Origin of the sequence: Vibrio sp. Vb1337, from assembly GCF_033338715.1 — a bacterium.
GTDB lineage: Bacteria > Pseudomonadota > Gammaproteobacteria > Enterobacterales > Vibrionaceae > Vibrio > Vibrio alginolyticus.
In genome coordinates this window covers 1-2,247 of the sequence record NZ_JAWOTD010000051.1, presented here as the reverse complement: position 1 = coordinate 2,247, position 2,247 = coordinate 1, and the positions used below count along the sequence as shown (strand labels likewise).

The 2,247-nt window shown below is 40.8% G+C and carries 2 protein-coding genes and 1 pseudogene; 2 read left to right on the top strand and 1 reads right to left on the bottom strand.

Annotated features, from left to right (window positions below; genetic code table 11):
- Both R7E42_RS23700 and R7E42_RS23695 read left to right on the top strand, forming a co-directional pair.
- Window positions 1-358 (top strand): PPC domain-containing protein (locus tag R7E42_RS23700; protein WP_318073046.1); only part of this gene is annotated, 358 nt, incomplete at its 5' end.
- Between the two features lie 179 nt (window positions 359-537).
- Window positions 538-867: pseudogene (locus tag R7E42_RS23695) on the top strand (EAL domain-containing protein); the annotation flags it as partial.
- 12 nt (window positions 868-879) lie between these two features.
- Here R7E42_RS23695 and R7E42_RS23690 read toward each other — a convergent pair.
- Window positions 880-2,088 (bottom strand): IS4-like element ISVsa5 family transposase, encoded by a 1,209-nt coding sequence (locus tag R7E42_RS23690; RefSeq protein WP_001352368.1) that lies wholly within the window; start codon window positions 2,086-2,088, stop codon window positions 880-882.
- Between the last annotated feature and the right edge of the window lie 159 nt (window positions 2,089-2,247).

The following is a 2,247-nucleotide window of genomic DNA, read 5'->3' as shown; positions in this document are numbered from 1 at the left end:
TGACGATTCGGATATTTCTCAGCCAAAACCGAAAGAGAAGCCTAAGAAAATCGAACTCAATACCAGCATCCAAGTAAGCGGCAAAAAGTTCTCTGAAACGCTCTTCTTTGTCGATGTTTCAGAAAGTTATAATCAACTGGAAGTGTCTATCTCCGGCACTGGTGATGCCGATCTATACGCTTGTTACGACAAAGTATGCCACTACTTCGAGTACGAATGGTCGAACTACACCCATGGCAGTAACGAAACGATTTCAATCCCAAAAAATGAAGACGGGTCGATCAAAATGGGACAATACTATTTCAGCATCAGTGGTCGTGAAGAATTCGACGTAGAACTGTCTGTTGTTGCGAAATAAATTTCTATCATCGTTCATTAGGCACCTGTTTTTACGATGGTGCTTAATGAACATTAAATATTATTTATAGAGGTATTATAATTCTTAATTTCCTGACGTAATAACTTTAGATATAGAATATGAAACGATGTTTAAGTGTGAGTCAAACATAGTAATAGTAAACGGATAAAGTGGATAATATGAAAAGGAATATGCCTTACCTACCTAGCTTCAAATTGACTGACTTTGATATAAAAACGTTAGTACAACCTATCCTCTGTCCTAGAAGCCAAGAGATTCAATATTACGAAACTTTGTCTAAGATAAGCACTTTTGATAAGAGTAACATAAACAACGATGTATTCTTTTCCATTATAGACAACACGTTTATTCAAACTCTCGCTTTACAACAAATTCGATTTTCTCTTGAAAAATACCCTCACCGAATACACTCTTTTAATATTAAACTCTCTTGTTTAGCTGACGAAGATTTTGTCCGTGAGCTTTTAAGCTTCAATGGTGCTAAGTTCTGAGAGATCCCCTCATAATTTCCCCAAAACGTAACCATGTGTGAATAGATTTTGAGTAAGCAGGGTTGCAGCCACGAGTGAGTCTTCCCTTGTTATTGTGTAGCCAGAATGCCGCAAAACTTCCATGCCTAAGCGAACTGTTGAGAGTACGTTTCGATTTCTGACTGTGTTAGCCTGGAAGTGCTTGTCCCAACCTTGTTTCTGAGCATGAACGCCCGCAAGCCAACATGTTAGTTGAAGCATCAGGGCGATTAGCAGCATGATATCAAAACGCTCTGAGCTGCTCGTTCGGCTATGGCGTAGGCCTAGTCCGTAGGCAGGACTTTTCAAGTCTCGGAAGGTTTCTTCAATCTGCATTCGCTTCGAATAGATATTAACAAGTTGTTTGGGTGTTCGAATTTCAACAGGTAAGTTAGTTGCTAGAATCCATGGCTCCTTTGCCGACGCTGAGTAGATTTTAGGTGACGGGTGGTGACAATGAGTCCGTGTCGAGCGCTGATTTTTTCGGCCTTTAGAGCGAGATTTATACAATAGAATTTGGCATGAGATTGGATTGCTTTTAGTCAGCCTCTTATAGCCTAAAGTCTTTGAGTGACTAGATGACATATCATGTAAGTTGCTGATAGGTTTCCAGTTTTCCGCTCCTAGGTCTGCATATTGTACTTTTCCTCTTACTCGACTTAACCAGTACCAACCCAGCTTCTCAACGGATTTATACCATGGCACTTTAAAGCCAGCATCACTGACAATGAGCGGTGTGGTGTTACTCGGTAGAATGCTCGCAAGGTCGGCTAGAAATTGGTCATGAGCTTTCTTTGAACATTGCTCTGAAAGCGGGAACGCTTTCTCATAAAGAGTAACAGAACGACCGTGTAGTGCGACTGAAGCTCGCAATACCATAAGCCGTTTTTGCTCACGAATATCAGACCAGTCAACAAGTACAATGGGCATCGTATTGCCCGAACAGATAAAGCTAGCATGCCAACGGTATACAGCGAGTCGCTCTTTGTGGAGGTGACGATTACCTAACAATCGGTCGATTCGTTTGATGTTATGTTTTGTTCTCGCTTTGGTTGGCAGGTTACGGCCAAGTTCGGTAAGAGTGAGAGTTTTACAGTCAAGTAAGGCGTGGCAAGCCAACGTTAAGCTGTTGAGTCGTTTTAAGTGTAATTCGGGGCAGAATTGGTAAAGAGAGTCGTGTAAAATATCGAGTTCGCACATCTTGTTGTCTGGTTATTGATTTTTCGCAGAACCATTTGATCATACGACAAGATGTGCATCTACCTTAACTTGATGATTTTTATCAAAATCATTAGGGGATTCCTCAGAGCAATACTTTAGATTCACAAACTAATGTTATCGCTACTCGAATACATCTTA